The organism is Vibrio sp. R11-SG3-ISO9 (assembly GCF_059834255.1).
Genome location: NZ_JCBDGU010000056.1, coordinates 22,017 through 46,773, shown reverse-complemented (window position 1 = coordinate 46,773; position 24,757 = coordinate 22,017). Strand labels below are relative to the sequence as shown.

At 45.1% G+C, this 24,757-nt stretch carries 19 protein-coding genes; 11 read left to right on the top strand and 8 right to left on the bottom strand.

Annotation, left to right across the window (positions count from 1 at the left end; all coding sequences use genetic code 11):
- Window positions 1-70 precede the first annotated feature (70 nt).
- Entirely contained in the window at window positions 71-394 is a 324-nt protein-coding gene (gene fdxA, locus AC6R05_RS21180; protein WP_032550401.1) for a ferredoxin FdxA, read from the top strand.
- 187 nt (window positions 395-581) lie between these two features.
- Here the strand turns inward: fdxA and AC6R05_RS21175 are convergent, their stop codons facing one another.
- From AC6R05_RS21175 to AC6R05_RS21165, 3 genes are all read right to left on the bottom strand, one after another.
- Window positions 582-1,316, bottom strand: a complete 735-nt coding sequence (locus tag AC6R05_RS21175) for an RNA methyltransferase (RefSeq protein ID WP_390520309.1) — start codon at window positions 1,314-1,316, stop codon at window positions 582-584.
- 164 nt (window positions 1,317-1,480) lie between these two features.
- On the bottom strand, window positions 1,481-2,533 hold the full coding sequence (locus AC6R05_RS21170) for an aldo/keto reductase (RefSeq protein WP_500648533.1): 1,053 nt from the start codon (window positions 2,531-2,533) through the stop codon (window positions 1,481-1,483).
- Between the two features lie 312 nt (window positions 2,534-2,845).
- Window positions 2,846-2,986: a hypothetical protein gene (locus tag AC6R05_RS21165; protein WP_167332357.1), complete on the bottom strand. Its 141-nt coding sequence runs from the start codon at window positions 2,984-2,986 to the stop codon at window positions 2,846-2,848.
- Window positions 2,987-3,334: 348 nt separating this feature from the next.
- Here AC6R05_RS21165 and pepT point away from each other — a divergent pair, with 348 nt between their 5' ends.
- From pepT to AC6R05_RS21150, 3 genes are all read left to right on the top strand, one after another.
- A complete protein-coding gene (pepT, locus tag AC6R05_RS21160) occupies window positions 3,335-4,567 on the top strand; it encodes a peptidase T (RefSeq protein WP_500648532.1) in 1,233 nt (410 codons plus the stop codon).
- A 78-nt stretch (window positions 4,568-4,645) separates the two neighbouring features.
- On the top strand, window positions 4,646-5,113 hold the full coding sequence (locus AC6R05_RS21155; RefSeq protein ID WP_152469797.1) for a DM13 domain-containing protein: 468 nt from the start codon (window positions 4,646-4,648) through the stop codon (window positions 5,111-5,113).
- A gap of 373 nt (window positions 5,114-5,486) precedes the next feature.
- A complete protein-coding gene (locus AC6R05_RS21150) occupies window positions 5,487-6,329 on the top strand; it encodes a mechanosensitive ion channel family protein (protein WP_152469796.1) in 843 nt (280 codons plus the stop codon).
- Between the two features lie 118 nt (window positions 6,330-6,447).
- Here the strand turns inward: AC6R05_RS21150 and AC6R05_RS21145 are convergent, their stop codons facing one another.
- The gene (locus AC6R05_RS21145; protein ID WP_032552892.1) at window positions 6,448-6,891 is read right to left on the bottom strand and encodes a dCMP deaminase family protein; all 444 of its coding nucleotides are present in this window, start codon (window positions 6,889-6,891) and stop codon (window positions 6,448-6,450) included.
- A gap of 261 nt (window positions 6,892-7,152) precedes the next feature.
- Here AC6R05_RS21145 and AC6R05_RS21140 point away from each other — a divergent pair, with 261 nt between their 5' ends.
- From AC6R05_RS21140 to AC6R05_RS21130, 3 genes are all read left to right on the top strand, one after another.
- Window positions 7,153-8,292, top strand: coding sequence for an efflux RND transporter periplasmic adaptor subunit (locus AC6R05_RS21140; RefSeq protein ID WP_032552891.1), 1,140 nt, complete (start codon window positions 7,153-7,155; stop codon window positions 8,290-8,292).
- Window positions 8,293-8,303: 11 nt separating this feature from the next.
- Entirely contained in the window at window positions 8,304-11,456 is a 3,153-nt protein-coding gene (locus AC6R05_RS21135; protein WP_150870079.1) for an efflux RND transporter permease subunit, read from the top strand.
- A gap of 292 nt (window positions 11,457-11,748) precedes the next feature.
- Window positions 11,749-12,444 carry a MaoC family dehydratase gene (locus AC6R05_RS21130; protein WP_032552889.1) on the top strand — a complete coding sequence of 232 codons (696 nt, stop codon included), beginning with the start codon at window positions 11,749-11,751 and terminating at the stop codon, window positions 12,442-12,444.
- Window positions 12,445-12,513: 69 nt separating this feature from the next.
- On the opposite strand, the gene AC6R05_RS21125 is transcribed toward AC6R05_RS21130, so the two are convergent.
- The gene (locus AC6R05_RS21125) at window positions 12,514-13,329 is read right to left on the bottom strand and encodes a phosphate ABC transporter substrate-binding protein (protein ID WP_150896682.1); all 816 of its coding nucleotides are present in this window, start codon (window positions 13,327-13,329) and stop codon (window positions 12,514-12,516) included.
- A 214-nt stretch (window positions 13,330-13,543) separates the two neighbouring features.
- Here AC6R05_RS21125 and AC6R05_RS21120 point away from each other — a divergent pair, with 214 nt between their 5' ends.
- A complete protein-coding gene (locus AC6R05_RS21120) occupies window positions 13,544-13,906 on the top strand; it encodes a DUF3024 domain-containing protein (RefSeq protein WP_150870085.1) in 363 nt (120 codons plus the stop codon).
- Between the two features lie 56 nt (window positions 13,907-13,962).
- Here AC6R05_RS21120 and AC6R05_RS21115 read toward each other — a convergent pair whose 3' ends face one another.
- Window positions 13,963-14,778 carry a helix-turn-helix transcriptional regulator gene (locus AC6R05_RS21115; RefSeq protein WP_500648531.1) on the bottom strand — a complete coding sequence of 272 codons (816 nt, stop codon included), beginning with the start codon at window positions 14,776-14,778 and terminating at the stop codon, window positions 13,963-13,965.
- 173 nt (window positions 14,779-14,951) lie between these two features.
- On the bottom strand, window positions 14,952-16,958 hold the full coding sequence (rnb, locus tag AC6R05_RS21110; protein ID WP_150896680.1) for an exoribonuclease II: 2,007 nt from the start codon (window positions 16,956-16,958) through the stop codon (window positions 14,952-14,954).
- 388 nt (window positions 16,959-17,346) lie between these two features.
- Here rnb and AC6R05_RS21105 point away from each other — a divergent pair, with 388 nt between their 5' ends.
- Window positions 17,347-19,266 (top strand): DEAD/DEAH box helicase, encoded by a 1,920-nt coding sequence (locus AC6R05_RS21105; RefSeq protein ID WP_152469793.1) that lies wholly within the window; start codon window positions 17,347-17,349, stop codon window positions 19,264-19,266.
- 264 nt (window positions 19,267-19,530) lie between these two features.
- Here the strand turns inward: AC6R05_RS21105 and AC6R05_RS21100 are convergent, their stop codons facing one another.
- Window positions 19,531-21,132: a putative bifunctional diguanylate cyclase/phosphodiesterase gene (locus AC6R05_RS21100; RefSeq protein WP_500648530.1), complete on the bottom strand. Its 1,602-nt coding sequence runs from the start codon at window positions 21,130-21,132 to the stop codon at window positions 19,531-19,533.
- Between the two features lie 387 nt (window positions 21,133-21,519).
- Here AC6R05_RS21100 and AC6R05_RS21095 point away from each other — a divergent pair, with 387 nt between their 5' ends.
- Both AC6R05_RS21095 and AC6R05_RS21090 read left to right on the top strand, forming a co-directional pair.
- A complete protein-coding gene (locus tag AC6R05_RS21095; protein WP_500648529.1) occupies window positions 21,520-22,713 on the top strand; it encodes an acetate/propionate family kinase in 1,194 nt (397 codons plus the stop codon).
- 389 nt (window positions 22,714-23,102) lie between these two features.
- The gene (locus tag AC6R05_RS21090) at window positions 23,103-24,719 is read left to right on the top strand and encodes an endonuclease (RefSeq protein ID WP_500648528.1); all 1,617 of its coding nucleotides are present in this window, start codon (window positions 23,103-23,105) and stop codon (window positions 24,717-24,719) included.
- Window positions 24,720-24,757: the final 38 nt, after the last annotated feature.

Here is a 24,757-nt window from a genome sequence, read left to right as displayed (position 1 = left end):
TATTGAATTTTGTCTTGGGATGAGTATTATCCCCATTCCTCAATTTTGACTAACTTAAGAGCAGAGCATCATGGCATTTGTCGTCGGCGATAACTGTATCCAATGTAAATACACTGACTGTGTGGCGGTATGTCCCGCAGACGCATTTCATGAAGGTCCAAACTTCATGGTAATCAATCCGATTGAGTGTATTGACTGTGGCCTATGTGTGCCGGAATGTGATGCCCAAGCGATCTTCCAAGAGGACGAAGTACCAGAAGATCAGCAAATCTACATTGAGCTGAATGCGGAATTAGCAGAGCTGTGGCCTGTTCAAACTGAAGTGAAACCTGCAATGGATGAAGCTGAGAAGTGGAATGGTGTGCCAGATAAGCTAGGTATGTTAGAGAAGTAATTCAGGTACTCTCACCGAAAAAGATCCCCAACTCAGTCGTCCCTCCTTCTTGAGGATGACGGCTGATAATTAAACTAATCATATATTCCTTGATATTTTTAAGTCTCACTCGCGTCATTCCCTACTGCGAGGAACGAGCAAGATAGGGAATCTTGCTCTTTAATTCGTTTAACTCACGTTCTTGCTACTAGCTGTGCTGACGGCGCATGTTGTCGAGAATGATCCCAGTCGCCATCGCCACATTAAGAGACTCCGCACCGCCAAAGGCTGGAATCGTGATCTTGTCTGTCACGAATTGAGCCGCTTTTTCACGAATGCCGTGAGATTCGCTGCCCATCAATAGAATGCCGTTAGCTGAAAACTCAGTGCGGTGTACACTCTCACCTTCAAGAAATGCGCCGTATACAGGTAGGTTCGCTTGTTCCAAGTAGCTCGGTAAATCGGTTTGGCTTACTTGCACACGACCAAAGCTTCCCATCGTAGCACTGATGGTTTTCGGGTTGTAAGGGTCAGCACAATCGCTGCTCGCCACAATGTGTTTAATGCCATACCAGTCAGCAACACGAATTATGGTGCCAAGGTTGCCCGGGTCAGAGACACCATCAAGTGCGATCATCAACCCGTTTGCTTTTGGCAGTTCGAATGATGGAATCTCAACAACCGCAATAGCGGCATTGTTACTCACCAATGTACTGGCTTTAGTTAGCTCATCTAGGGAAGCTTCAACACAATCGAACGCTCTCAGTGCCGCGTGGTTTTGTGTCAGAAACTCGGCCGTTGCAAAAACGTTCTTCACCACTAGATCGCTGTCGATTAGCTCAAGCACATTCTTTTCTCCTTGAACAAGGAACAAGCCGTGTGCTTTACGTTGCTTCTTTTGACCTAAGGCGCGAAGGAGTTTTAATTGGTTTTTTGAAATCATGTTTTTATCCTAGATATAAGCCCGCGCATTATAGAGCAAAGGTTAGTGAACACAAAGTGGGAGAGTGAAATGCTCGCGAGATTAAAAACAAAAGCGCACCTTTCGATGCGCTTTATGTTTCAGTTTAGTCTTGTTATCACCACATAAGGTGGCGTGACCGCGAATTAGTATGGTACTGGGTAGCGTCTAAATACGGTGTTGATATCAGCTAACACTTCTTCCGACAGAGGCTTACTGAACGCCGCCACATTCTCTTTCAGCTGGTCTAGATTCGTTGCACCGATAATCGTCGATGTAACACCATCAACTTGGTTACACCATGCTAGAGCAAGTTGGCTTGGAGTAAAGCCATGGATTTTCGCCACTTCCACGTACTCTTTCACTGCCGAGTTAGCGATTTCAGTGTCACGGAAAATACCTTTACGCTGCATATAGGTCCAACGGCTTCCCGCAGGGCGTGCGCCATCAATATACTTACCGCTCAACATACCAGCCGCCAACGGTGACCATGGCAGGTAAGCGACGTCTTCATGAACACAGTTTTCAATCAAATATGGCCAATCTTTGGCGTGCAGTAGACTGAACTCGTTTTGAATCGACACCATGCGTGGTAGGTCGTGTTTTTCACTCAACTTGAGATAGGTATTAATCCCCCAAGTTGTGTCGTCAGACAGACCGCAGTGACGAATCTTGCCTGCTTTAATGCAGCTTGCTAGTGCCTGAAGGATCTCCAGCATTTGGTTTTCGTGTTCTTGGCGATCAATATCACTAAACGAAATGTGACCTGGAAAATGCTTACCGAAATGCGGTGTTGTACGATTTGGCCAATGCAGTTGGTAGAGGTCGATATAATCTGTGTTGAGTCGCTTCAATGACGCATCGACAGCGGCAATTACCGCTTCACCAGTAATAGGGCCGCCACCACGAACCCAAGGTAGGCCCGCACCGGCAATCTTGGTTGCGATGATCAGTTCGCCACGGCGTTGAGGGTTGCGTGATAACCAGTCGCCAATAATCTCTTCAGTTTTGCCGTAAGTCTCAGGAGAAGGTGGAACCGCGTACATTTCAGCGGTATCGATGAAGTTAATCCCTTGGCTAAGTGCGTACTCGATCTGTTGGTCGGCTTGCTGTTGAGTATTTTGCAGGCCCCATGTCATGCTTCCAAGACAGATGCGAGATACTGGAATTTGGCTGCTTCCTAACTTTGAATATTCCATTGGTTACTGGATTCCTATTGTTATACGTCCATCGCAGATGAGAGTTTTGACGAAAAATAAATCGCGAGTGGCGTGAGTTGGAATACAAATTAGTAACATAAAAAAACACGTTCGGGTACGGTTTTTAACGATGTATAGAACGCTTGAATGAAGTGTAGCGTGGATACAAGTGTATGGTATTGAATCCAGAGAAAAGGATGCTTAGGTCAAGGTAGGAGGTTCGGGAGGTTCGGGAGGTTCGGAAGCTAACGCCCTGCGTGGAGAAGTCAGGGCGTGATACGGCTCTAAGTGAATGATTGGTTTGGACCGATTTTAGTCCTCTGCGCTCATGCCACCTTGTTGTTGAACCTGTCTTAAAGCTTCCAGTCTTTGAGATTCTTTGTCTGTCGATGCCGTTTTAACTTGTTCCTCAGTCGCTTGAGGAGCAAAAACAAAGTACTTATTGATAGTCATAATCGAACCCTCATGTAACGTATGACATAGTTTGCTCGAAGGATAAACTGTGATCATCATCCATTTTGTTCTTTTTTTAGGCTGAGAGCGGAGGGCGTAGAATGCGAACAAAACGACGGTTTATCATCCTCTTGCAATAAGTAACTGACGAAACCCTCTAATTTCAAGTATAGGAAGCTCTGATCATTTCGCAGAAAAATGATTTAGAGCAAATTGCTCATCCTTTAGGGGCGTAAGATGAGCGTTCACACATCAACATCTTCAAGACTACCTTTCTCAAATCTTAGTCTATTCGAATCATAATTATGTTGATGAATCAGTTAGTTAAATCCATGGTGAGAACAAGTTATGGAACAGTTAGTTGAACGTTTTCTTAAGTATGTGACCTTTGATACTCAATCTAACCCTTCGAATACCCAGTGCCCTAGCTCTAGCGGTCAAATGACTTTTGCAGAGGCGTTAAAGGAAGAGTTGATTGCACTAGGGCTGAGCGATGTCAGCCTAGATAGCAATGGTTATCTGATGGCCAAGCTACCGTCGAATGTTGATTATCCGGTGCCAGCGATCGGTTTCGTTGCCCATATGGATACCGCACCTGACGCATCGGGTGCCAATGTCGCGCCACAATTAATACGTGACTATCAAGGTGGCGTAGTACAACTAGGTAGCAGTGGCGAGTGTTTAGATCCAGAGCAGTACTCAGATCTCAACGCACTGCTCGGTCATGACTTGATTACAACTGACGGAACGACCTTGCTTGGTGCGGACAATAAAGCAGGTATTGCTGAGATCATCACGGCTATCGCTTACCTAAAAGCTAACCCTGAATTGAAACACGGTGATATTTGTATCGGCTTCACGCCTGATGAAGAGATTGGGCGTGGCGCTGATCTGTTCAACGTTGAAAAGTTTGGTGCCGAGTGGGCTTACACCATTGATGGTGGCCCTGTAGGTGAGCTGGAATTTGAGAACTTTAACGCATCAAGTGCTGATGTTATCTGCCATGGCGTCAATGTTCACCCGGGCACTGCGAAAGGCAAGATGGTGAATGCGATGAACATCGCAGCACAGTTTCAACTGATGATGCCAGCGGAAGAGACACCTGAATGCACCGAAGGTTATGAAGGTTTCTATCACCTTAAATCAGCGGAGATGGGCGTCGCGCGCTCGGAGCTAGGCTACATCATTCGTGACTTTGAGCGCGAGGGCGTAGAGGAGCGTAAAGCCTTCATGCAACAAAAAGTTGATGAGCTAAATAGTCGTTTAGAGAAAGGCAGTGTAGAGCTTGTGCTTACTGATAGCTATTTCAACATGAAAGAGATGGTTGAGCCGCATCAGCACATTATCGAATTGGCAAAACAGGCGATGATCACTTGCGACGTTGAGCCGATGATCAAACCAATTCGTGGCGGTACGGATGGTGCGAGACTCTCATTTATGGGGTTACCATGCCCGAATATTTTCACCGGCGGTTACAACTTCCACGGTATTCATGAGTTCATTACTGTTCAGGGTATGGAACTGGCTGTGAAAGTGATCGTAGAGCTATCTCAAAATACTGCTACGCATTATCAAAAATAAGATAGGAATTAATGCTTTATCCCTTTGTATTTTAGAGAGTATTCATTAATACTTTCCATAAGTATAAGGGAGTAAGCGATGAGAAAATTAATTCTACTCTGCACCCACCTTGCTGTGGGTGCTTTTGGTTTTGGGCTAGGGGTATATGCATTACCTATTTTGATTGAACCTGAGTCACCTTCGGTCAATTCAGTGCAAGCGGTAACAGAGAAAGCGGTGTTGAGTGGCGAGTTTACTAAAGATCGCCAAGACAGTGATTTTCTTCATTGGGGAGAGGGGATTGTCTCCATTACTGAGGATGCCATAGCCTTTGAGGGTGAGCTCGCTCCGGGGCCAGACTATAAACTCTATCTGTCGCCGAGCTATGTTGAAACTGAGGTTGCTTTTAATGAGCTTAAGTCAACAATGCTGAAGGTGGGCGACGTAAAAACCTTTGACCGCTTTATGTTGACTCTGCCTCAAGGGACAGATCTCACTCAGTACGATACGGTTGTGATTTGGTGTGAAACTTTTGGCGAGTTTATTACTTCTGCAAAAATAAAATGATAGCCTAAACAAAGCCGTTTTTAACCAGGGCGTGTTGATCTTTCGAGCTGGTTTTTGCAGCGAGTTGCTGGGTATTTATACAAGGCAGAGGCTTTGATGTGTAGCTAGCCTACATGAGAAGCCGATAACGCAGTAGAAATGACCAGCAAACGCTGCCCGAAGGGTTCGAGCTGGGCGCCCCCGCAAAAAGCGTTTTACTCTTTGTTGAGGGAGATTTGCTTAGAATGACTAGGCTACTTCTCCCTCGCCGCGATTAAAACGCTTTTGCCTCGAACAAAAATTAATCACGAAAGGTCAACACGCCCTAATAAAAGCGCTCAGTAAATGGGCGCTTTTGTTAGGTTAAGTCATCATCATTCCAAAGGAAGTTGTAATGGAAAAAATGTGGCAAGTGATTGATTTCTTATTGGCGCACAAAGGCTTGTTCAGTGCGCTAATCATCGCTGTTGTTTTAATTATTCGCCGAATCACACTGTCTCAAATCAGAGGCGATGTTGCCTTTCTCTCTGAAGATCAGCGTAACTGGATGTCTCGTACTAAGAATGGCACCTTTGCCTTCATAGTGATCACGCTATTCATACTTTGGCAGTCGGAAATTAGTGAGTTCGCGCTGTCGTTAACTGCGATTGCGGTGGCGATCGTTGTGGCATCGAAAGAGATCATCCTCTGTTTTACAGGCTCTATCCAAAGAGCAAGTTCACGCTCTTTTCGTATTGGTGATTGGATTGAAGTCGGGAAGATCAGCGGTGAGGTGATTGAGCACAATATGATGGCGACAGTGATTCAGGAAATCGACCTGTACCACGGGCAATATCACTACACCGGTAAAACAGCCACGCTGCCTAACAGTATGTTTTTTACTTACCCGGTAAAGAACCTCAATTTTATGAAGCGCTATGTTTACCACGACTTTTCTATTGTGGTGAAAGACTTCGTTAACTTGTACCCGCTGATTCCAGGGTTGATCAAACAGATTGAAGCGCACAGTGAGGACTTTATTGAAGTCGCTCGCCGTTACAACGCTGTGATCGAGCGTCATGCTGGGGTAGATCTTCCCGGTTCAGAGCCGCACATTCATGTAACGAGTGGGGCAACCGGTGAGCAAGTGGTGCACTTCATGATTTTTTGTCCGACTGAACAAGCTTCTCATCTAGAGCAGGAGATTCGTCGCGACTTTATGGAAAGCTATGCTCAAGCGTTTCCAGAGAAGGAGTAATTTCTGCTCTCTGTTCATTGAACAATAAACAATAAAAAAGCCGATAACAGCGAACTGTTATCGGCTTTTTTGTATTAATGCATTCGCTATATAAACGAATAAGTTTTTGGGTTATTGGTTAAGAGAGTTCTTCGACTGGTAACCAATCAACCTGCACGCCAGCTTGCTCAAACATGTCTTGGCTGACTTTGATCTTGTCGCCCCAACGTGACAAAAAGTCTTCGCTTTGCGCTGGACAGTGAACCGCAGAGATACCCGTTTGAATGATCTTTGCAGCGCAGTTTGGACACGGGAAGTGAGTTACCCAGATTTCACAACCATCCAGATCTCGCTTAGCGAACAGAATTGCGTTCTCTTCTGCGTGCAGTGTCTTCAGATATTTCATCTCGCGCTCATCAGTGTCGGCACTATCTGATACGCCATGTGGGTATCCATTAAAGCCGACAGAGACAATGCGGTTATGTTTGGTAATTACGGCACCTACTTGAGTTGAAGGGTCCTTGCTCCATGAGCCGACCAACTCTGCCATTTGGTAAAAACGCTTAGCCCATTTTGAAATCATGTACATTACCTTAACGATGTATAAGACAAATTTTAGATATGAAGAATCATCATGTTAGACAATATCCTGTCAGACTAAAAGCCTAAGCCTAAGATTTTCCGGAAAAATGTAGCGCAATTGTAAGCTATTTATGTGCATCAGGTTGCTATTTACAAGTTGAAACATTTTGACTGGTAATAATTGATATTCCTCGGACAATCGTCGCAATTGTGTTACGTAGATTTTTATACTGTTCTATTTTTAACTAGCGACGGTATACCAATGCGTAAAAAGCTACTCCTGACCGCTCTGGCCAGCTCTATGATCCTTGTCGGCTGTGGGCAAGATGCCCAAAACGCCCAACAAGCGCCTTTACCTCTCGTAGCAGTACAGGATGTTAATGTTATTCCTCACCAACAAAGCAAGTCTTATATTGGTCGTATTGAAGCTGTAGAAGATACAGCGATTACGGCTCAGGTATCGGGCTACCTTCAAAACCGTCATTTCAAAGAAGGACAAATGGTTGAGAAAGGTCAGTTGCTTTACACCATCGAGCCCTCTTCTTTTGAAGCACAAGTGGCGAGTGCAAAAGCGTCGGTAGCGCAAGCGAATGCCAACCTTAAAAAGGCCGAATTAGATTTCAATCGTGGTAAAAACCTACTTCCTAAAGGCAGTATCTCTCAATCGGAATTCGATGCTCTTACAGCTGCCCTGTTAGGCGCTCAGGCACAACTTGAAGCGAACCAAGCTCAGCTAAACTCAGCTAACGTTCAACTTTCTCACACTCGCATCGAAGCGCCGTTTGCAGGCCGTATTAGCGATAGCAAAGTGAGCACCGGTGATCTTGTTTCTCCATCTTCTGGTGTATTAACCACTTTGGTAAGCCTAGACCCAGTTCATGCCGCATTTAGCATTAGTGAACGTGAACGCTTAGCGCTAGGTATGGATCGCATTGAAGGCGATGGCAGCAGCGATAAAGACCGCGTTGAAGTACAAATTGTTTTAGAGAACGGTGAAGCGTTTGAGCACCTAGGTAAGTTGGATTTCTTAGGCAACCGTATCAACCTAAACACAGGTACGATCGCGATGCGTGCTATCGCGGATAACCCGAACCAACAGCTTCTTCCAGGCCAACACGTACGTGTAAACCTTCGTGATAAGCAAGAGATCGATGTTGTGACTATCCCACGCCGTGCTGTTCAAACTGACCTTGAAGGTGATTTTGTGATGGTTCTGGTGGAAGGGGAAGGTGCTCCGGTTGCAGAGCGTCGTAATATCGAAATGGGTCGTCAGGTTGAAGGCGGTGTGATTGTTCATTCTGGTCTTGAAAAAGACGATGCGATCATCACACAAGGCCTACAGCGCGTAAGAAATGGAATGTCAGTGCGTATTCAGCCTTCAGCTTCTGAGAAAGCAGAGTAAGGGGCACAAGTATGCTAAGTCGTTTCTTTATTCAAAGGCCTAAGTTTGCCCTTGTTATCTCGATTATTCTGACATTGGCGGGGGCGATTTCTTTGGCCATTCTGCCCGTTGCAGAGTACCCAAAAATTAGCCCACCGTCGGTGAGTGTTTCTGCATTTTATACAGGTGCAAGTGCTGAGGTTGTGGAACAGGCGATAGCCGACCCCATAGAAACCTCGGTTAACGGTGTAGAAGACATGATCTACATGTCATCGAAGAGTGCGAATGATGGTTCTTACAACCTAAACGTGACCTTTGATGTCGGTACTGACCCAGATATGGCTCAGGTAAACGTCCAAAACCGTGTCGCTCAAATTGAGTCGAAGCTGCCGCAAGAAGTAAGAATGGTCGGCGTTACGGTGAAAAAGCGTTCTCCAGACCTGCTGATGGTACTCAACTTCTACTCACCAAACGGTAAGTACGATGACCAGTTCCTGATCAACTACGTTAACCTCAACATCAAAGACCAGCTAGCGCGTGTTAGCGGTATCAGTGAAGTAAACGTATTGGGTGGCGGTGAATACGCAATGCGTGTTTGGTTAGACCCAGAAAAGATGGCCAACCTAAACCTGACGACAACCGATGTCTATGCTGCGTTGGCTGAGCAAAACGTACAGGTGGCGGCGGGTCGTATCGGTGCCGCGCCATACAACAATCCTCAAGAAGTTCAGTTTAACTTGGTGACCAAAGGCCGCTTAGAGACTGCAGACGAGTTTGAGAATGTTGTTTTGCGCGCTAGCCAAGATGGTTCGACGGTTTACCTGAAAGATGTTGCTCGCATCGAGCTCGGTAAGAAGTTCTACGATGGTAACGGTAAATACCGTGGTCAAGATGCTTCTATCGTGACGTTGTCACTACAGTCGGATGCGAACGCACTTGAAAGTGGTAAAGCGGTTATGGCGATGCTAGAAAATCTTAGCCATAACTTCCCTGATGGTGTTGCCTACGAGGCGAGTTACGACACCACAGTATTCGTTGCTGAATCGATCAAAGGTGTAGTTAAAACGCTTATTGAAGCTATCTTGTTGGTAATCGCAGTAACTTACCTGTTCTTGGGTAGTGCGCGTGCCACCTTGATCCCTGTTGTGGCTATTCCGGTATCCTTGATTGGTACCTTTGCCGTAATGCAGATGACTGGCTTTACCATCAACACGGTAACCCTGTTTGGTTTGATCCTCGCGATTGGTATCGTGGTGGATGATGCGATTCTGGTTATCGAGAACGTTGATACCACCATGGCCAAAGATCCAACTATCTCTCCTCGTAAAGCAACACTGATTGCGATGAAAGAGGTAACCGGACCAATCATCACCTCTACCCTAGTACTGCTTGCGGTATTTATCCCTGTAGCCATGCTTCCGGGTATAACCGGTATTATGTATCGCCAGTTCGCGCTGACTATTTGTATCGCGGTTGTGATTTCATCTATCAACGCACTAACGCTATCTCCTGCATTGTGTTCTCTGGTTCTCAAACAGGGCGGTGGTAACACTGCGCGCTGGTACCAAGCATTCAACCGTGGTTTAGAAAGTGTAACTAAGAAGTACGGTCAAGTGGCAGGCTTCCTTGTTAAGAAAGGTGTGCTGCTATTTACCTTCTTCGTGGTGGCATTGGCAGCGGTAACTTACTTCTCGAAGACAACATCAACAGCGTTCGTTCCTCAGGAAGATAAGGGTATCTTGCTGGTCAACGTGCAATTACCTGATGCAGCTTCTTTGTCTCGTACAGAAGAGGTGACTGAACACTTGCTGGAAATGGTTGAGCAAGAACCAGGTGTTGATGGTGTGACGCTAGTAAACGGCTATGCCTTCATGACGGGTGCATCTGCATCAAATGGTGCTTCACTGTTTATCAAACTGCACGATTGGGATATGCGTAATGCACTTGATGGAGAGCACTCAGCACAAGCGATCTCTCAGCGAATCAACGGTCGTGCTGCGATGGAACTGCCACAAGCGGTAGTGTTTGCGATGGGACCTCCGGCGGTTCCGGGTATGGGCGCAGCGTCTGGCTTTGAGTTTGTACTAGAAGACACCTTGGGTCGTAGCCGAAGCGATCTTGCGATGGTAATGGACGATGTTATTCAGAAAGCCAATCAGCAGCCTGAGATCGCACGTACCTTCAGTACCTTCCGTGCTAACGTACCGCATTACTACGTCGACATCGACCGCGAAAAAGCGCAGCAGCTAGGTATTCCTCTGTCTGAAATCTTCCAAACACTGCAAGGTAACCTAGGTTCTTTGTACGTGAATGACTTCACCATGTTTGGTAAGAACTTCCGTGTAACCATGCAAGCCGACAGTGATCACCGCAGCAGCATGGAAGATCTGCAACGCTTCCACGTTCGTTCTTCATCAGGTGAGATGATTCCACTAAGCACATTGGTAACGCATGAGCAGATCTTTGAGCCAGACGTTGCATGGCGTTACAACATGTACCGCAGTGCTGTGATTCAAGGTCAACCGGCTCCGGGTTACTCAAGTGGTGATGCGATTGCCGCAATGGAACGTGTTGCTGCAGAAGTGCTTCCACAGGGCTACCAGTACGAGTGGACAGGCATGGCGTATCAAGAAGTACTAGCGGGTAACCAAGCTATCTTCGCGTTCGCACTGGCTCTGATCTTCATTTACTTGTTCATGGTTGCGCAGTACGAGAGTTGGACGATTCCGGTTGCGATTATATTGGTGGTGCCAGTGGCAACGCTAGGATCCTTCTTAGCACTTAACCTAACTGGCACACCACTTAACTTGTATGCGCAGATAGGTCTGGTTCTGCTCATAGCGCTGGCGGCGAAGAACGCAATCTTGATTGTGGAATTCGCGAAAGTAGAGCGCGAAGAGAAAGACGTGCCTATCGATGATGCAGCTGTGAAGGGTGGTACTCTACGTTTCCGAGCGGTAAACATGACCTCTTGGTCGTTTATCTTGGGTATTTTCCCGCTTATCTTCGCTGCGGGTGCTGGTCACGTGAGTCAAAACTCATTGGGTATTTCATTGATTGGTGGTCTGCTATGTGTGTTGTTAGCAGGTACTTTCCTAATCCCTGGCTTCTATGCGTTCGTTCAGCGTAAACGTGAGAAAGCACATGGCGGAAATACCAAACTTATTCCTCTCGATGATGAATAAAGCTATCTAAAATTAACCACATGAAACAAAAGGCTTAGCATTCGCTAGGCCTTTTTTTATATCCAAACGGAATATAAATGCTATCCGATATGCTAATTTTCTAAATATATTGCTGAGTCTATACTCTAAACTCGATCTTCTAATAAAATAGTGTTTTTTAAATAAGTGTTTGATATTTATTGAGATAACACCTTTCAGTGAACGTGTGTATGCTCGAAAATGTTTGCACAATATTGTGAAGTGTTTCAAAATTAGCGGGTTAAGTTACGTTATTTTGTGCATTGAGGTTCTTATGAAGGTCATTGATTTATTTAAACACCGTAGTGATAGTGTGTCGCCACAACACTCAGAGTTTATGCAATGGATGTCTCCAACTCTAAGAGAGTACTGGGGCGACTTTCTGAACCGCACGCAAAATAGCCACTTCTTTGCATGGGTACGCGACCATCACAAACCTGCTGTAAATGAAGATGCACCGATCCAGCCAGTAGCACCGGTTGAGAAGCCGATCGAGCTGAAACCTGAAGCACAAGCGGTTTACGATGAGCTGTCTGCACAGATCGGTGAAGTGATCCATACTGGTGATTGGATTCACGTAGGCCAAGATCGTATTAACCAGTTTGGTGAAGTAACGGAAGATATGCAGTGGATTCACACAAACCCTGAAAAAGCAGAATCTGACTCACCATTCAAAACAACCATTGCGCACGGCTTTTTGACTCTGTCTCTACTACCACGTCTAACAGATAGTGTTGATCCTGATAAGTCGCAATTCCCGACGGCAAAAATGGTGGTGAACATTGGTTTAAACCAAGTGCGTTTCCCATACCCTGTTAAATCAGGCAACAATGTGCGTGCTAAGAGTACTCTTACGAAAGTGACTCCTATCCGTAAAGGTCTTGAGATTGAACGTGAAATTCGAGTTGAGATCGAAGGCGTACGCCGCCCAGGTGCTGTGGTTGTTTCAGTTATTCAACTGCACTTCTAAACCAGAATAGTTGTTTAAGAATAAAAAAAGAGAGAGCCTTAGCTCTCTCTTTTTCGTTTGGACGTAAACTTATTTCACACGAGTGTATCCGTACTCTTCGATAAGATCTTGGCCCTGTTTTGAGCTTACGAACTTAACGAAGTCTTTGCTCTCATCAGAAACCGATTCTTTCTTGTAAAGGATCAGGAATGGACGAGCCAATTCGTAACTGTGATTTGCGATGTTTTTAGAGCTTGGCTCCACGCCATTAAACGAGATTGCTTTGATTGAGCGGTCGATCGAACCCACCGACACAAATCCAATCGCGTGTGGGTTGTGATTGACGATGGTTTTAACCATGCTGTTGCTGTTTACAACCAAGTTGTTTGGGTTGATATCTGAAACCATGCGGTCGTTGATGATTCTAGTCAGGCCCATTAGGCTTTCAAAACTGTAACGAGAGCCAGAAGACGCTTCACGTGTAACCACAGCGATAGGTTGATCTGCGCCACCAATCTCTTTCCAGTTCGTGACTTTACCCTTGTAGATATTGAACAACTGCTCACGAGTGATGTTAGTCAGCCCGTTTGAGCGGTTTACGACAACAGCTAAACCATCGTATGCAATAGGTTTAACGGTTAGGTCATCCGTTTGCTCTTGGTCGGTCAAACGACGAGAGCTCATCCCAAGATCTGTAACGCCTTTGTTCACCATAGTGATACCGGCCGTTGAGCCGATGCCTTGAACAGCGATGTAATTGTCAGCGTGAGTTTTATTGTACTCTTCAGCCAACACATCCATAACACGAGCGACAGAGGTCGAGCCTGAAATTGTGGTTTCTTGCGCCAGAACGGTTTGAGAAGATAAAGCTAGTGATAAAAGAGAGGCAAGAGCGACTCGTAACATATACAACTCCTATTAGATTATATTTGCCGCCTATCATATGTAGCTAATATGACATTTTTGTGAAACTCCATGCGGTTGAATTATGGCAGTTTGGTTCACATTTCATAAATGCCTGCTCACATTTCATAAAGTCTTGTTCGCTAAACGAAGAGTTCAGTTCTAAGCTCTAGTTAGGATTGTTCGCCAGACGAATTGGTGTCAAGGAGGGAAGTGGATGTCGGTAGTACAAATAGAGCTTAGTCGACTTCTACATGGTGCTGAAAAGCTATGTACTTCACGCAATCAAAGTTTGCCCGTTGAGCTAGGAAAATCGCTCTTTGAAGAGTGCGAGGGCGGTGTTGTTTTTTCGAAAGCTCACTATCTACTAGACTCATCCCATAGCGACTACACAGATGACGTAGCACGCGTCGTGTTTAACTCCAGCGATTCTACCTGGCTGGTGGAAGTACCCTTAGATGAAGGAGCGCAAGGCGATTCGGTTCTCTGGGGGCCTTATCCTTATCTATCTCGTTCAAAGGATTTGGAATTAATTCTCCACGAAATAGAAAAAGACCCAAAAACTTACTTTTGGGTCTAAGCATTCATTAATGCGTCCTTCCTGAATCGCCTTACCTTGTTTAAATCCCAATACCTCTATCTTGTCGCGTGACTTTGAGCGATCAGAGAACGAAAATCTTTCGGTGTTTTTCCATGATAGGTTTTGAATGCGGTACTAAAGTGTGCGGCACTCTTAAAACCGGATTCGTAGGCTATCTGAGTAATCGACTTGTTAGAGGTTCTCAGTTGCGTTGCAGCATGAGCGATTCGCTTGATCTTGAGTAGATTCGAGAAGGACAAATCTTCGGCAGCTAGGCGTCGTTTTAACGTGGCCGGCGACATCCCCATGTAACTGGCTAACGTATCGAGAGAAATATTGTCTTCAATGTTCTGCTCGATGTAATTAATCACCTTCTGGGTCACGGTTAGCTTTGAAGCTCTCCCAATCACAGCCAAAAGGGAAGGGTGCGCCTCAACCATCAGAGAGAGCAAGGCTAAACTCAATTGAGTGACTGCGTAGTCATTTTGAGTCGGCTCGCTGGCCAACGTTAGCAGCATTTCCTTGAGTTGGTTTAGGTGAATATCCTCAGCATCAAACTTGATGTATCGCTCTGGAGGGCGTACAGATTCTAGGTCACCAAATTGATTGATAAATTTTTGAAAAATTGAGAGATCGAAGTCTAGGCAGATGGCGTTGAATTCGCCGTGTTCAGTGTTAACTGATATTTCTTGAACTTCGCCGGAGCTATAGAGCGCAAATTCACCAGCGTGGAGAGAGGCTTGAGAGCCATTGGGTAATGCAAAAGAGATACTGCCTTGGCGAACGATAAAAATGCCATTTCTTGAGGCGGGGTATCGCTCTCGTTTCCTGGGGGTAAAGTTTCTAAACTGGGTGACGTTGATTGATGGCATACACACTTCTTTGACGTTCTGATTGCTCTAAATGCTTCCTCACTAAGTACAATATGCATAAAGTCACTTAGTGCTATTTAGAAATAATAGCTTGTTTTGTTGTTATTTTTTATGAGACGGCAATAAAAAAGGCGCTAATTATTAGCGCCTTTAGAAGAGTTGTTCAATAAGGGTTAGCTCGCTTGTTCGCTTGCTTCTTCCTCTTTGCTTGGTTGATCTGCAAAGACTTGAGTTGGCTTAGCGACTAAGCTGCGGTTTTCTTGGTTAACCTCAGAGAGAACGACTTCTAATACGTCTCCCAGTCTGTATACCATTTCTTTATCGATAGATACAGTGCCCATATCACCATTGCACTCAATTCTTTCTTTATTATCAAGAATGAGAGAGCCAGGGATAAATGCAGCAGCACCGTTCTCTAGTAGACGTACACGCATACCTGCACGGTTGATGTCGAAGATCTCTGCTTGGAAACGAGTCTCTTCTGCTGGTGCATTGGCAAGTGTACGAGCATATAGCCAATCACCAACGTTACGTTCTGCCATACCGTGGTGACGGCGATGTAGTGCCAGTTCTTCACCGACCGTTTCGTCAGGTGTTTGAATTGGTGCTTTACCTAGGATGTGAGCTTTCAACATACGGTGGTTAATCATGTCGCCGTACTTACGGATTGGAGATGTCCAAGTCGCGTAAATATCTAGACCCATCGCATAGTGCGGTGCCGGCTCATTGCTGATTTCACTGTACGCTTGGAACTTACGAATACGGTTGTCGTAGTAGTTGCTCTCAAGTGAACCTAACCAACGGCGCAGAGCTGCAAAACCTTCAAGAGAAGCGATTTGCTCTTCTGTGTACGGTGTTTCTGCCTGTGGGTTTACTAGCTCAAGCACGTCTGCAAGTTTGTCTGTCTTAAAGCCTGCGTGGCAGTTAAACACACCTTGGTTGAAGCTCTCTTTTAGCACACGGCCAGCACAGATATTCGCGCTGATCATAGCTTCTTCAACCAACTTGTTCGCACTACGACGCATGTCTGCGTGAATGGCTACTACGTCGTTGTCTTCGCTTAGTTCAAAGCGGTAGTCAGGGCGATCTGGGAATACAACAGCATTCGCTTCACGCCACGCTGAGCGAGCTTTAGCAAACTCATGTAGGTCAGCAACAATGGTTGCGATCTCTTCGCTCGGTTGCCACTTCTCAGATGCACCGGTTTCTAACCAATCGGATACGTTGTCGTATGCTAGGCGAGCATGAGACTTAATGTTTGCCGCGAAGAACTTGATATCGTCGCCAATCACACCGTCTTTAGAGACAGTCACTGTACAGCAAAGCGCAGGGCGCTCTTCGTTCTCGATCAGTGAACATAGGTTGTCTGCTAAATCACGTGGCAGCATTGGAATGTTGCGGCCCGGTAGGTAAATCGTGAAGCCACGATCGCGTGCTACTTTGTCCATCTCATCATCTGGTGAGATGTAAGCTGTTGGGTCAGCAATAGCAATCGTCAGTTCGAAATCGCCGTTCTCTTTTTTCTTCGCGTACAGAGCATCATCCATATCTTTGGTGCTTTCACCATCGATAGTTACGAAAGGTACGTGCGTCATGTCGATACGCTCTAAATCCGCATCGTCATTGATCTGCCAGTTATCGATGCCTTCAGGCTCACTGTTCGGTAGATCGTTCTGAGCAAGCGTTACCCACCAAGGTGCGATTTTGTCGTCCGCATCGGTGATTTTTTCAGAGATCTGCGCAAGGAAGCCGTTATCACCTTTTAATGGGTGCTGAACGATGTGGGCAACAACCCAGTCGCCTTCTTTTAGCGTTTCAGGGTTTAGGCCTTTCTTCGCCTTAGCTTTTAGTTGCAACTTTTTAAGCTGAGGGTGATCAGGTACAACGTTTAGGCGGCCTTTGAAAAGCTTAACGCGAGCGATAAATCGAGTAAGACCTTGTTCTACTAGCTCTTCTGGTTCAGCGACTTCACGTTCTTTCTCAGTACGGATGATCGCGACTACTTTGTCACCGTGAACACACTTCTTCATATACGGTGGCGGGATAAAGTAGCTAGTCTTGCTATCTACTTCTAGAAAACCAAAGCCTTTTTCTGTTGCTTTGATTGTGCCTTCCTTTTTAGGAAGTGTTTCTTGGATTTGTTGCTTAAGCTGAGCGAGTAGAGGGTTATCTTGAAACATCTTACTTTTATCTTACGAGAACAATTGAGCACACTATAATCATTGCGAGGCCTGATTACTACTTAAAGCACGTGACAGCGCAAATTAAATGGTGACAACGAATGTGGGTGACTTTGCACGATAGACCCTCATTTGAATGGGTTAACGTCAAATTTTGATGACAAGATAGCCAAAAATTCAGTAAATCAGAAAAATATGTGATGTATTTCAATTTTTTCTGGCTTTTTTTATGCATTTAAGGAATAATCCGCCTCCCTTAGACGTCCCTAATGGCTTGATGCGTTTTATTACTGCTTCGCAACTGAACGGAATCAGTATCTGATAGGATCAGTATTGGAATTGGTAGAGCTCCCGGGACCTTTTGTTTACTTAATATAGTGGGATCCCAATGTCCGAATCTGTAATTCAATTTAATGAATTAGCACTTAACGAAAACATCCTTTCAGCTCTTGATAGCATGGGTTTCGTATCTCCAACTCCAATCCAAGCGGCAGCAATTCCTCTTCTTCTTGAAGGTAAAGACGCACTAGGTAAAGCACAGACAGGTACTGGTAAAACAGCAGCATTCTCTCTGCCTCTACTTAACAAAATCAACCTAAACCAACACAAACCACAAGCAATCATCATGGCTCCTACTCGTGAGCTAGCGATTCAAGTTGCTGCGGAAATCAAAAACCTTGGTCGTGACATCAAAGGCCTAAAGGTTATCGAAATCTACGGTGGTGCTTCAATCGTTGACCAAATGCGTGCTCTAAGCCGCGGTGCTCACATTGTTGTTGGTACTCCGGGTCGTGTTAAAGACTTATTAACTCGTGACCGTCTACACCTAGATGAAGCACACACATTTGTTCTTGATGAAGCAGATGAAATGCTAAAAATGGGCTTCGTAGATGACGTTACTTGGATCCTTGAGCAAGCTCCAGAATCTGCACAACGTGTACTATTCTCTGCAACTATGCCTCCAATGGTTAAGACTATCGTTGATCGTTACCTACGTAACCCAGCGAAAGTTGACGTTGCTGGTACTAACCACACAGTTGACAAAGTAGCGCAGAACTTCTGGGTTGTTAAAGGTGTAGAGAAAGACGAAGCAATGTCTCGTCTTCTTGAAACTGAAGAGACTGACGCATCAATCGTATTCGTACGTACACGTCAAGACACTGAGCGTCTAGCTGATTGGCTATCTGCACGTGGCTTCAAAGCTGCTGCACTGCACGGTGACATTCCTCAGTCTCTACGTGAGCGTACTGTTGATCACATCAAAGAAGGTGTTATCGATATCCTAGTCGCAACTGACGTTGTTGCACGTGGTCTAGACGTTCCACGTATCACTCACGTATTCAACTACGACATCCCATTCGATGTTGAATCTTACATCCACCGTATTGGTCGTACTGGCCGTGCTGGACGTAAAGGTAAAGCGATCCTTCTAGTTCGCACTAACCAAATCCGTATGCTTCGCACTATCGAGCGCGTAACTAAGTCATCAATGGAAGAAATCCAACTTCCTTTACGTGACAAAGTTGCTGAAGCTCGTCTAGCTAAGCTAGGTGCAGAACTTGAAGCTGAGAAAGAGCACAAGTCTCTAGAAAACTTCGCTGAGCTAGTTGCTAAGCTACAAGAAAACCTAGAGATCGACCCAACGACTCTTGCTGCAATGCTTCTTAAGCGTCAACAAGGTAAGCGTCCACTGTTCTACATTGGCGAAGACCCAATGATCGCTGCAATCGAGCGCGATAAGAACCGTCGTAAAGAGCGTCGTGAAAACCGCGATCGTGACGGTGGCCGTGGTGGTCGTGACTTCAACAGCCAAGATTGGGATACATACCAACTGCAAGTTGGTCGCGAGCAAGGCGTTCAAGTTAAAGACATCGTTGGTGCACTAGCAAACGAACTAGGCCTAACTAAAGGTTCTATCGGTGCTATCAAACTAGACCAAGCAGCAACTTACGTTCAGCTTCCAAAAGCGATGAACTCTGAAACTGCTGGTAAGCTAAACAAACTACGCATCCGTCAAAAAGAAGCGGGCGCAGTGGTTGTAGACTTCAACGATTTCCGTGAACCACGTCGTGGTAACGGCGGCCGTGGTGGTCGTGATGGCGGTCGCGGTGGTTACCGTGGCAACCGTGAAGGCGGACGTGGCGGCTACCGTGGTAACCGTGACGGCAACCGCGAAGGCGGCCGTGATGGCGAGCGTCGTTTCGACCGTAACCGTGGTGGCGATCACCGTGGTAACTACCGTGGCGAACGCGGCCATGGTAACGGCAATGGCGGCCGTGGTCGTCGCAATGACCGTGGCGAAGGTTAATCTTAGAGATTACCTCGTATAGATAAGAAGAAGCCGAGCATCTAGCTCGGCTTTTTTGTACCTATCACTTTGTCGATTTAACAGCGAATACTGAGTTTATTATTTGCTTTTAACTTTCAAAGCCGAAAAATAATCTCGCATCTCGCATCTCGCATCTCGCATCTCGCATCTCGCATCTCGCATCTCGCATCTCGCATCTCGCATCTCGCATCTCGCATCTCGCATCTCGCATCTCGCATCTCGCATCTCGCATCTCGCATCTCGCTAGTAAACAAGAGGGAGCTTATCGCTTGAATGGAATTGCTGCGTCCAGGTAATAATGCTTGGTAACGGCTTTGGTGCGCTATAGAGGTAGCCTTGAATCAAGTCACACTTCATTGCCATCAATGCTTCAAGTGTCTCTTTGTTTTCTATCCCTTCGACAACAACATCAAATTTTAATCCATGTGCTAAATCGATCGAAGTTTCGACGATGGTTCTGTTCTTGGCGTTATCGGTAATATCTTGAATAAAGCTACGGTCGATCTTGATTTGATCAATCGGTAGTTCACTTAAGCGAGCCAGTGAAGAATAGCCCGTCCCAAAATCATCCAAACTAATGCGATAACCGAGTTGTTTGATTCGCTCTAAACGCGATTGGCTGTTTGGGATATCTCGAATGGCTGCAGTTTCTGTAATTTCTATTACGATGTTTTTGGTGATGCTTGGATTGGCGGCGGATGCCTGAGCAAGTAGTTTAAATACTTTACCGCCAATAATGTCTTTTGCAGACAAGTTAACGTGGATCGGTACCAGTATGTTTTGGGCGTGAAAGCGTTCGAGATCGTCAAATACTTGTTTGATAACCCAAAGCGTAATGTCAGTGATCTTGTTACTTTGCTCAGCGATAGGAATAAATTGAGCAGGGGAGATAAACTCGCCGGTTTCTGTCTGCCATCGAATCAGCGCTTCAAACTCGACAACGCGTTCTGAGTGCGGACATACAATCGGTTGGTAGTAGAGCTTGAACTGACCGTCGTCTAACGCGTGCTGTATCTGGCTTGCGATAGAGAGGTTGTGTTTCGCGCCTTCTATCATTGCAGGCTGATAAGAGACTAGGCTTAAACCTTGGCTCTTTGCTTGATACATACTGATGTCAGCAAAGTTCAGCAGTTGTGTCGTATCTTTCGCATCGCTCGGGTAACGGCTAGAGCCAAACACTACGCTGGTTGATACCTCAAACTGCTCGACGATAAACAGCTCTTTTAAGGCAAGTTCAATGTAGCTTACAAGCTGGTTAAGTTCGAATTGGGACTTACGATTAGTAATGATCACAAACTCGTCGCCCCCCAAGCGGGTGAGCAGTTCATCAGACCTAGTCAGTTTACATATTCGTTGCCCTAGTTGGAAAAGTAGCTGATCGCCACAGTGATGGCCAAGTGCATCATTAACCTGTTTGAAGTTTACGACATCGAACATTAAAACCGTAAAAGGCTCGCCTTGTTCAATGCGACTGGACATTTCTTGTAGGCAGTAGCTTCTATTCGGTAAACCAGTAAGAAGGTCATGACGAGCGTTGTAGTGCTCCTCTATTGCCTTTTGATTAAGCTCTGTAATCGAAGCTAGGCTAAATCGTAAGACCGTAACCACAAAGATACTGCCGAAGAACAGGATAAGAGAAACGCCAACGACCAGCGAATCAATATCATCGAGTACCAAAAGAGCGTCTAGAAATAGGCTGTAGCCGATAACAAAACCGACAATCAGGCCAGACAACAGTTTCCAGCCTCTTTTTTCTGTGATGTGACAGATCTTATGCGCAAAGACTAATCCGACACCTAGAATTATGATGCCTAGGGAGACCAATGCAGCAGCAAAAATAGACAAGAGTAACGTTCCTTGTAGCGTTATTTTACTTATACAGTTTTTTGTTCTGTAATTTAATTGTAGACCATGTGTTACATCGAGTACATATATTGTACATCCATATGGTGGATTAATGGCCGATTTAGATTGAAAATATCAATAAGAGACAAAAATTTTTTGAGCGCAAAGTCTATAATTTATAGATATATACATCTGGTTGAATTCAACTATTTTTTAATTTTCAGGCGTAAAAGAAATCAACTGATGACTAGGATCAACTAATTTGTGTTAATTTAGTTAAATACTCAAAACAAAAGTTGAAAGATTCAAAAATTATTGAATAATGGGCTTAACTAAAATTGAAGTAAAAGCTTCATCAAATTCGTACTGAAACAGGATCCATATCCAATGTCTAATTCGTTTGTTCTGGTTATTAACTCAGGTAGTTCTTCTCTTAAATTCGCTGTTATCGATTCAGTAACAGGTGATGCAGTTGTTAGTGGCTTAGGCGAGTGTTTTGGCCTTCCAGAAGCAGTAATTAGTTGGAAATACAATGGTGAGAAAGTTGAAGAAGCGATTACTGCTCCTGACAACCACCATCAACATGCAATCACTCGTATCGTTGCGCTGATGGAAACACTTGGTTTCTCTAGCGATCTTGTTGCTGTTGGTCACCGCATTGTTCACGGTGGCGAGAAATTTACGTCTACGGTTCGTATCAACGATGAAGTACTGGCTGAAATCGAAAGCCTGTCTGACCTAGCGCCACTGCACAACCCAGCAGGTGCAAAAGGTATTGAAGCTTCTATGCAAGCTTTCCCGCATCTTCCTCAGTTCGCTGTATTTGACACAGCGTTCCACCAAACAATGCCTCAAAAAGCATTTACAGGTGCAATCTCTGGTGAGCTTTACAAAGAGTACGGTATCCGTCGTTACGGCTTCCACGGCACAAGCCACTACTTCGTGAGCCGTGAAGCTGCAAAAATGCTGAACAAGCCAGTTGAAGAAGCGAGCTTCATCTCTGTTCACCTAGGCAACGGTGCGTCAGTATGTGCAATCGAAAACGGCAAATCAGTTGATACATCTATGGGCTTCACGCCACTAGCGGGCCTAATGATGGGTACACGTTCTGGTGACCTAGACCCAGGTGTTATTGAGTTCCTAATCAAAAAAGGTTGGACGACTGAAAAAGTATTTGAAACACTAAACAAGAAGTCTGGTTTCCTTGGCGTATCTGGCCTAACTTCTGATGCACGTGGCATCCTAGAAGCGATGGAGAACGGTCACGAAGGTGCGAAGCTAGCATTTGAAGTCTTCACTTACCGTGTTGCAAAATACATCGGCTCTTACATGATTCCACTAAGCAGCCTAGATGCAGTTATCTTCACAGGTGGTATCGGTGAGAACTCTCTACCAATCCGTCGTGAAATCCTAGCAAACCTAAAACTTCTAGGTTTTGTTGAAGACGAGAAGGGTAACGAAGATGCACGTTTTGGCGCTGCAGGCGTTATCGCTAAGTCTGAGCTTTTGGACGCAGTCGCTATGGTTATCCCAACCAATGAAGAATTTGTAATCGCTAAGCAGTCGGTAGAGCTTCTGTAATCTACTAAATAGCATCACAAATTAAAAAGCGAGCCTAGTGCTCGCTTTTTCGTTTTGTATGTCGGATAGGCTAAACCTAAATCCCTACACCGCAAACAACTATTATTAGATGCTTTGTTGTCTAAAAGTTGCTTTCAGCTTGCTCCCAGTTACCTAGCACCGCATAACTTGCTTCTTCGCCAAGCACACTTTCAAACTCCGCAATGTGCTCTATTTCTCAAGAATCTAGCATGCATAATTATTCATCAACCCAATGTGTTGTTGTTTTACATCACACTTATTAATAAAAGTGATGATACATACATTTATAAGTGTGATTCATATCTCTATTCACATTTTGATTACTTTCTAAGCTAAGTTGATTTTTATCCAATTAAACAGAAGGTTATATGATAAATAGAATAATAACACTAAGTGGCGTTGCATTACTTTGTTCAGCAAGTGCGCATGCTCAAATGCAAAATGGCAGTTTCGAAAACTGGGAAGGAAACGTTCCATCTGGATGGAGTGTAATTGATTCCGGGATTTCGGTTTCCCCCTCTACCGACCCTGTTAGTAATGGCAGTTTTTCGGCGCAAGTGGCAGTGAATACTGGTACTCAAAGTAATACCGATTTTCTGCAAACGATCAGTGTTGAACAAGGGAAAACTTATGATTTCTCTGTCGATGTTTACCACACTGAAGGTAATGTGAAAGCTCGCCTTTTTGTTGATGGCTATTTAGGTTACTCGAACAATGGTTTAACGAATCAGTGGCAAGCATTGACACATTCGTACAGTGCTACGAGCACCAAAGATATTGTTGTGGGCGTGCGATTTTATGATGATGCAGGTTTTGACGGATCGGAAGTTGTGTATCTAGATAATTTTCAGCCTACGGTGACTCCACCTACACAAAGCTGCAATGATAGCAGTGCCACGTTTACATTAGTGACGGACAACTATGGCTCTGAAACCAGTTGGTCTCTTAAAAATTCAGTTTCTCAAACTCTTTATTCTGGTTCAGACTATCAAAGTAACACCACAAATGAAGTGGAAATGTGTTTAGCAAACGGTAGCTACACTCTAGAAGTTAAAGACTCTTATGGCGATGGAATGTGCTGTAATGTCGGCAACGGTTCGTACAGTTTGTCGGTTAATGGAACCGTTGTAGCATCTGGCGGTGATTTCCAATCAAGTCAGAGTACAGAATTTACGGTTGGTGGCTCAACGACACCACCAACTGAACCACCAGTATTAGGCGAATATTACAAAGACGCAGAAGGCAAAACGGGCTTTGCTTTAAAAACGGCCTTGTATCAAATTATTGGCAACCATAGTAGTCAGGGTTACACCGCTATTTGGACATTGGTGGCTGAAGCTGACCTAGACGCATACTATGAAACAGATGGGTCGATTCTCGATATGTACTCAGAAAAGCCTTCAGGTTCAGATTCAGTCCAATTCACTAAGGTGACTGATCAATGCGGCCAATACAGCAAGGAAGGTGATTGTTACAACCGCGAGCACTCTTTTCCGAAAAGCTGGTTTGGTGGAAAAGTTGAGCCTATGAACTCTGATGGCCATCACCTATTTGCCACTGACGGTTACGTTAATTCGAAACGCAGTAACTGGCCATTTGGTGAGGTGAGCAGTGCAACATACACATCAAGCAATGGTTCTAAACTGGGTAGTGCAGCGAGCTCTCTTGGTTATGTGGGTACTGTGTTTGAGCCTATTGATGAGTTCAAAGGTGATTTCGCAAGAGCATATTTCTACATGGCAACACGCTATGAAAATGAAATCGCGAGCTGGGAAGGTAACTCTACAAGCTCAGATGCTGTTCTAGATGGAACTAATACCACCGTGTTTGAACCTTGGCTACTTACTATGCTTAAGCGTTGGCATTCTGAAGATCCGGTAAGCCAAAAAGAAATCGACCGAAACCAAGCGGTACATGATTTCCAAGGAAATCGTAACCCGTTTATTGACCATCCAGAGTTTGTTAGCCAGATCTGGGGAAACTAAACGGAATATAGCCACGATAGTAATGGTTTCGTGATTAT